Here is a 7,341-nt window from a genome sequence, read left to right as displayed (position 1 = left end):
GTGGGGTAAAATCGGTAAGAATAGGCTTTTTCCATGTCTCACATTTTAGCATATATTTGGTAAATGTGTTAATATTTAACAGTAAAGCCGTCGTAAAACGACGGGGTTTCAGACCCAAAATTTTCGATGAAAGATTCCCTCAAACGAAAACTTCGTACCTCATCATTAAGATAACTGCCTATTGATCAAGAGAAATTGACGGTTTATGGACAACCCGGCCGAGATACTAGATTTTTACAGGAAGTTTTTTGATTTAAATCCTGCTGGTTAGGCTAAAATTCAGCCATACTAAAGCGTTATATTAACGATAAGAATTTTTAGGAATAAGGGAAATGACGCAAGGACAGAAGGTTTCAGTGGGTATTGTCGGCGCTTCGGGATATGGTGGCGTACAGTTGGTACGTTTGCTCAAAGAACATCCCCTTGTCGAATTAGTGTATCTGGGGGGCGATAGTAGCGCTGGAAAACCCTACAGTGATTTATATCCCCATCTCGGTCATAGTATTAATCTTAATGTGGAGGCGATCGATTTAGAGACAATTGCCTCCCGTTGTCAAGTGGTTTTCTTGGGTTTACCCAATGGTTTAGCCTGTGATTTAGCCCCTCCTTTGATCGCTAAAGGGTGTAAAGTGTTGGATCTGTCGGCAGATTATCGTTTTACTAGCCTAGAAACCTATAGTAAATGGTATGGCAAGGAACGTCAGGATCAAGCGATCGCATCTAAGGCTGTGTACGGTTTACCGGAACTTTATCGGGAAGATATTAAAAATGCCTCTTTGATCGGTTGCCCCGGATGTTATCCTACTGCTAGTTTAATGGCGATTTCTCCCCTGTTAAAACAGGGTTTAATTGTCCCGGAAACCACGATTATTGATGCCAAATCGGGAACTTCGGGGGGAGGAAGACAAGCTAAGATTAATATGTTATTGGCAGAAGCAGATAGTTCGATCGGGGCCTATAATGTAGCGGGAAAACACCGTCATACTCCTGAAATCGAGCAGATTTGCAGTCATTTAGCCGGTCATGAGGTGCGCGTCCAGTTCACTCCCCATTTAATGCCTATGGTTCGGGGTATCCTGTCCACAGTCTATGCAACTTTGCGGGATCCGAATCTGGTGCGGGATGATTTGATCACTATCTACAATGCTTTTTATCGCGCTTCTCCCTTTGTCAAAATCCTACCGGGGGGAGTCTATCCGCAAACTAAATGGGCCTGTGGCACTAATTTATGTTATCTCGGTATTGAAGTGGATCCGAGAACCGATCGAGTGATAGTGATGTCAGCGATCGATAATTTAGTTAAGGGACAATCGGGACAAGCGGTACAATGTCTCAATCTCATGATGGGTTGGGAAGAATCCCTTGCTTTGCCGCAAATGTGTTTTTATCCTTAAAAATTTCTGGATGCGTTTAACCACGCATCCTTTGCTCAATTTCAGGAAAAACTGGCAAAATTTTGTCACTATGATTGAGATACGATGTTTGCCGATTGGCAGCAAAGGCAAGGAGAGAGTGGCAGAAAAGTAGTCAGCTTCTCCAGAAAAGTAAGTCCAAAACCTTCTCAAAGTTCCTCCCCACCAAACTAAATTTGATTGTCAAGTTGATATCAACCCCTTAGAAACCCTGACTTACCCGACTAGGATCACCTAAAAAGGCCCTTGGCGGAATCGATCCTTTAGTCGCTTCCGGGAGAATTTGCCAGTGTTGATCTAAAGCTTGTAACACCCGATCCTGCTGATTTCTGAATCCCTCGATATTGCCACTACCGGCATTCATAATCACAAACCAAACTTTACCCCTTTCTTGGGTGGGAATTTCTCCGGCTAAAGCGCTAACTTGGGCCAAAGTTCCAGTTTTAATCATCACTCCTTTGGGAATGGCGCGCCACTGCATAGTTCCTTTGGTATCGCGTCCCCCCACCGGAAATAAATCGGCGACTTGTATCGGTTGATTGGCTAACTTGCGATCCAATGCTTTAAGAATCTCAATAACTGCTCGGGGAGACAAGCGATTTTCTACACCCAATCCCGAACCATTAATTAATTGAATTTCCTCCGCTCCTACCCCAGTAATTTTAGTATTAATTGCGTCCACTGCCGCCGGGCCACCGAGCAGCTCCGCTAACATTTCTGACATGACGTTATTACTATAAATATTCATCTGACGCAACAGTTCCGTTAAAGTCAAGGACTGATGGCCCAACAATAATCGGGCATTTTCGGGGCGAATTTGACTGGCTCGAACCATGCCCAAAATCTTCACCTGTGGGGCTTGTGTGCCGCTAGGAAGGCTTTGAAAAGCTTTTTGGGTTTCTTTTGACCATTTCGATTGATCAAGCCCAATTTTCAGCAATTCTCCCGCTTTGAGGGGATCGGTTTGAAAATTCATGGCGAATTTACCCGTAACGATCAGATCGCCTTTGACCTGACGGATGCCTAATTGATGGAGGCCATTGCCCACTGCGATCGCTTCTTCCCAGACAAATAGAGGATCCCCTTCCCCTTCAATAATTAAATCTCCCTCTAACACCCCGTTTTTTACCTCTCCCGTGCTGTAAAAACGAGTAGCAAAACGATGATCGAGAGGCCAGGTTTCCACGGCGGCGAGAGTAGTGGCGATTTTAGTTAAAGAAGCCCCCGAAGCGGGCAGATTACCCTGATGATCAGCTAAATCAGCCCATTCCGTCTCAATTAAGACCCGTTGTTGACTAGAGTTTAAACCTTTTTTAGTCAAGTCTTGCAGATAATCGGCCACGATCGCCGCCACCCGGGGATCGGGAGCGGTGGGAAGGTGGAAAATAGGTTGATTTTGCCAAGAAATTAGGGGAATATTGGCGATCGGTTGGGATTGCCCCCCCAACCAACCCAAGAGAAAGCCGAAAACTGCCAAATTAAAAACTGAGAACATCTTTTCCTTAATCGCAATGATGCCTTATTGTATAGAGATGATTGGTAATTTTTAACAATTGCTCGATCAGAAAACACTAATCCTCGATCGGCCAGCTTTTGTCAAGAGCTGCCGCTCAACTTATTAAAGATTTCTATCCCACTGACTCAATGGCAGAAACGGCATTAAATCGGGCAAGAATCGCGGTAGATGCGATGGGAGGTGACCACGCTCCCAACGAGATTATCGCGGGATCGATGCGAGCTTCCGAAGAATTAGATGTAGAAGTATTATTAGTCGGCGATTCTGAACGGATTGAGGCTTATTTCCAGCATCATCCCCGTCCCAAGAATCTCACCATCGTCCACGCAGAGGAAGTGGTGGCCATGGACGAAGAGCCGATCACCGCTATCCGTCGCAAACCAGCGGCCTCGATTAATGTGGCCATGGATTTAGTCAAACAAAATCGCGCCGATGCGGTGGTGTCCGCCGGTCACTCCGGGGCAGCCATGGCGGCAGCGTTACTGCGTTTAGGTCGTTTAAAAGGAATCGATCGCCCAGCGATCGGTGCGGTGCTGCCGACGATGTTAGCGGGTAAATCGGTGATTATCCTCGATGTCGGGGCGAATGTGGACTGTAAACCCAAATATTTAGAGCAGTTTGCCCTAATGGGGACAATTTACAGTAAATACGTTATGGGTGTTGAAGAACCGAAAGTCGGTTTACTCAATATCGGCGAAGAAGCCAGCAAAGGTAACGATCTCGCCCTAAAAACCTACGAATTATTAGAAAATAACCAGCAAATTCCCTTTATCGGCAATGCTGAAGGCCGGGATGTGCTATCGGGACAATTTGATGTGATCGTCTGCGATGGTTTTGTTGGTAATGTCCTGTTAAAATTTGCCGAAGCGGTGGGAGGAGTTATCCTACAAATTCTCAAAGAGGAATTACCTAGGGGGATACAGGGTAAAGTGGGGACGGCTTTAATTAAACCCAATCTGAAACAGATCAAACAACGCATGGATCATGCGGAACACGGTGGTGCGCTGTTATTTGGAGTCGATGGGGTCTGTGTGATCAGTCACGGCAGTTCCCAAGCGCCTTCGATTTTTAATGCCATCCGACAGGCGAAAAATGCCGTCGATAATCGCGCTTCTGAGCGCATTCAAGCCTACAATGACCACCATCATCAATTAAAAAAGTTGTCGGTGAACGGTGAAGATTAAGCTGTGAGTCATCTTGAAGCGGTCAGGAGACAGGAGACAGGAGACAGGAGACTATTTTTATTTATTCTTCCCACTTCCCACTCCCCACTTCCCACTTCCCACTTCCCACTTCCCACTTCCCACTGATAACTGATAACTGATAACTGATAAGGGGGACTATTTTGAACGGATTCGGGGCAGGAGTCGCTATAACTGGATGTGGATCGGCCACACCGGAGCAATTTCTCAGTAATGAAGAACTCAGCCAAATTGTCGAGACTTCCGATGAGTGGATTAAAAGTCGTACAGGCATCGGTAAACGCCATTTAGCGGATCAATCGGTGTCTTTGAGTCAATTGGCGGCCCAAGCGGCGATTAAGGCTCTAGAAATGGCTCAGGTGTCGCCTAGGGACATCGATCTGATTCTCTTGGCTACTTCTACCCCCGATGATCTGTTCGGTAGTGCCGCCCAAGTTCAAAGTCAGATCAAGGCTAATCGGGCGATCGCTTTTGATCTCACCGCCGCCTGTTCGGGTTTTCTGGTGGGATTAGTCACCGCCACCCAGTTTATCCGTACTGGTACTTACCGCAATGTCTTGGTTATCGGGGCCGATGTTCTCTCCCGTTGGCTGGATTGGAACGATCGCGCTACCTGTGTCCTCTTTGGAGATGGGGCAGGGGCGGTGGTTTGTCAAGCAAATGATACAAAAGATAACATTCTCGGTTTTGAACTCCATAGCGACGGCAGCCAGAATGGTTCTCTCAATCTCGCCTATGAGGGGGAAGAATTGCCCCTTAAGGAGGGCGTAAGCGTTCAAAAAGGGACCTATAAGCCCCTAACGATGAACGGACGGGAAGTCTATCGTTTTGCCGTGGCGAAAGTGCCAGAGGTCATCGAAAAAGCTCTCTATCGAGCTAATTTAACCACCAGTGATATCGATTGGTTAGTTTTGCACCAAGCTAATCAAAGAATTATGGACGCGGTGAGCGAGCGCCTGAAACTGCCTCCGGAAAAAGTGATCAGCAATCTCAGCGAGTATGGCAACACTTCCGCGGCCTCGATTCCTCTAGCCCTCGATGAAGCTGTCAGGAGTGGTAAGGTCAAAAAAGGTGATATTATTGCTTCTTCTGGCTTTGGTGCCGGTTTAACTTGGGGTGGGATTATCTTCCGTTGGGGAGATTAATTCAGTAAACAGTAAACAGTGATCAGTAAACAGTAAACAGTAAACAGTAAACAGTAACCAGTAAACAGTAAACAGTAAACAGTAAACAGTAAACTAAAAACTCACATCTGATAACTAAAAACTCACATCTGATAACTAAAAACTCACATCTGATAACTGATAACTGATAACTGACAACTGACCCAAACACATCTATCTATCTATTTTAAGAACGTATGAAAACAGCGTGGATATTCCCGGGACAAGGATCGCAAGCGTTAGGAATGATTGGAGATTTAGCGGAAAGTGCGCTTGGCCAAGAGAGATTAGAAATAGCAGAAAGAATCCTCGGTTGGTCGGTCCTGAAAAAATGTCAAGGGGATGAAGAAACCCTATCTCGTACTCTTTATACCCAACCTTGTTTATTTGTGGTGGAGAGTATTTTAGCGGATTTGTTGCAAGAAAAAGGTCATTTTCCCGATCTAGTTGCCGGTCATAGTCTCGGTGAATATTCGGCTTTGTATGCGGCCAGGGTGTTTAATTTTGAAACAGGATTAAATCTAGTTCAAAACCGTTCCCGTTTGATGGATGCGGCCGAAGGTGGTAAAATGGCCGCCTTAATGAAATTCGATCGCACCAGTCTAGAGACAGTGATTAATCAGACGGAAAATGTAGTTATTGCTAATGATAATAGTGCCGAACAAGTGGTGATTTCTGGGACTCCTGAAGCGGTGGATTTGGTATTAGGTCAAGTGAAAGTTAAGCGGGTTATGCCCTTAAAAGTATCCGGTGCTTTTCACTCTCCCTTGATGGAAAATGCTGCTATTCAGTTTCAGCAGATTTTAGAATTAGTTAATTTTCGTTCTGCAAAAGTTCCCGTTATTTCTAATGTTAATCCTAGCCAACCGATCACCGATGCGGAGGAATTAAAAAGTTATCTCATTCAGCAGATGACTAGCTCCGTAAGATGGCGAGAAATTATCTTAAAATTGCTGGATGTGGGTGTGGAAAAAGCGATCGAAGTGGGACCAGGTAAAGTTTTAACTGGTTTAATTAAACGAACTGTTCCTGCAATTGAGTTAGAAAATATCAGTCAATTAGCCGATATATCCAAGGGTAACGAAGATGTTAAATTGCAGGGTTCATTAGTTGGTGTTGGTTAAATTATCTGGCAACATTTTCGACAAAGGAAGTAAATTGATGGATACCTAGCCAAAAAGGAAGGCTTTTAAACCTTCCTTACACTATAATTGGTCATTTATTGACGTTTGCGAGCCAATGCACCCAGAGAACCCACCGCTAATAAACCTAAAAGGGTACCTGGTTCTGGGGTTGTCTGTGTCTGGGCAGGTTGAATGGTCCAGTTAGCAGCAACGATATTACCTGATACATTGGTCAAACCGACCATGTTGATGGGGAAAGTATAGTAAACGCCATTGTTTCCATTCACGTACCATGAGCGAGGTGTTTGTGTGGAATTGGTTGAGACGACATTGAGATTAGATGAATCTCTCCAATTAGAAGGAACAGCCGTTAATTGTCCTGAGGCATTGGTGACAAAGCTTCCTAGACTAACACTCAACCCATCACCACCATTAGGATTAAAGGTGGTAACGTGGGACCCATTACCAAAATTGAAGGTGACAGTCACAATGTTACTCGCGGTCCATGTTTGGCCCAACAGGGAAGTTCCCCCATTGTCAAGCTGATAGGTAATAACCGCAGTATCACCGGCAGTAACGTTATCGACACCAAAGTTTGCTGAAACAGTATCCGTATAGGTAGCGGTAAAAATGGCGGCATGGGCGGGAATGGCACTGAAAACGGCACAAGTCACCGGGGGAAGGCAAAGGGCTTTTAGCAGTTGATTAGTCATTTTTGATTGATTGCAAGTTTAAGAATGGGTAAAAATTGCTATTTATACCCCATAAATCATTGCTTAATAGTAATAAGCATCATAATCCTACCCCCCCCCCCGAATTTGTCAAGTATTCTCCGTTTTTTATTGATGAATCCGGAAAAAAGCCCATCAGGGAGAGAGTGGAAGGGTTCGCCAAGGAAACATCTTAAATTAATCAGTAATGATT

At 45.0% G+C, this 7,341-nt stretch carries 6 protein-coding genes; 4 read left to right on the top strand and 2 right to left on the bottom strand.

Annotated elements, in window-relative coordinates; genetic code table 11:
- Positions 1–332 precede the first annotated feature (332 nt).
- A complete protein-coding gene (argC, locus tag EWV84_RS05870) occupies positions 333–1,394 on the top strand; it encodes an N-acetyl-gamma-glutamyl-phosphate reductase (RefSeq protein WP_286825586.1) in 1,062 nt (353 codons plus the stop codon).
- A gap of 220 nt (positions 1,395–1,614) precedes the next feature.
- Here argC and EWV84_RS05865 read toward each other — a convergent pair whose 3' ends face one another.
- Positions 1,615–2,907, bottom strand: a complete 1,293-nt coding sequence (locus EWV84_RS05865) for a D-alanyl-D-alanine carboxypeptidase (protein ID WP_287077102.1) — start codon at positions 2,905–2,907, stop codon at positions 1,615–1,617.
- A 149-nt stretch (positions 2,908–3,056) separates the two neighbouring features.
- Here EWV84_RS05865 and plsX point away from each other — a divergent pair, with 149 nt between their 5' ends.
- The 3 genes from plsX (at position 3,057) to fabD (ending at position 6,417) form a co-directional block, all read left to right on the top strand.
- Complete coding sequence (plsX, locus tag EWV84_RS05860) at positions 3,057–4,112, top strand: phosphate acyltransferase PlsX (protein WP_287077104.1); 1,056 nt, start codon at positions 3,057–3,059, stop codon at positions 4,110–4,112.
- Between the two features lie 161 nt (positions 4,113–4,273).
- Positions 4,274–5,275 (top strand): beta-ketoacyl-ACP synthase 3, encoded by a 1,002-nt coding sequence (locus EWV84_RS05855; RefSeq protein WP_287077100.1) that lies wholly within the window; start codon positions 4,274–4,276, stop codon positions 5,273–5,275.
- A gap of 215 nt (positions 5,276–5,490) precedes the next feature.
- On the top strand, positions 5,491–6,417 hold the full coding sequence (fabD, locus tag EWV84_RS05850; protein WP_287077098.1) for an ACP S-malonyltransferase: 927 nt from the start codon (positions 5,491–5,493) through the stop codon (positions 6,415–6,417).
- A 95-nt stretch (positions 6,418–6,512) separates the two neighbouring features.
- Here fabD and EWV84_RS05845 read toward each other — a convergent pair whose 3' ends face one another.
- Complete coding sequence (locus EWV84_RS05845) at positions 6,513–7,130, bottom strand: PEP-CTERM sorting domain-containing protein (protein ID WP_287077096.1); 618 nt, start codon at positions 7,128–7,130, stop codon at positions 6,513–6,515.
- Positions 7,131–7,341: the final 211 nt, after the last annotated feature.

It is taken from the genome of Microcystis sp. M_QC_C_20170808_M3Col, from assembly GCF_007095505.1.
Classification (GTDB): domain Bacteria; phylum Cyanobacteriota; class Cyanobacteriia; order Cyanobacteriales; family Microcystaceae; genus Microcystis.
This window is presented reverse-complemented; position numbering and strand designations above follow the sequence as displayed.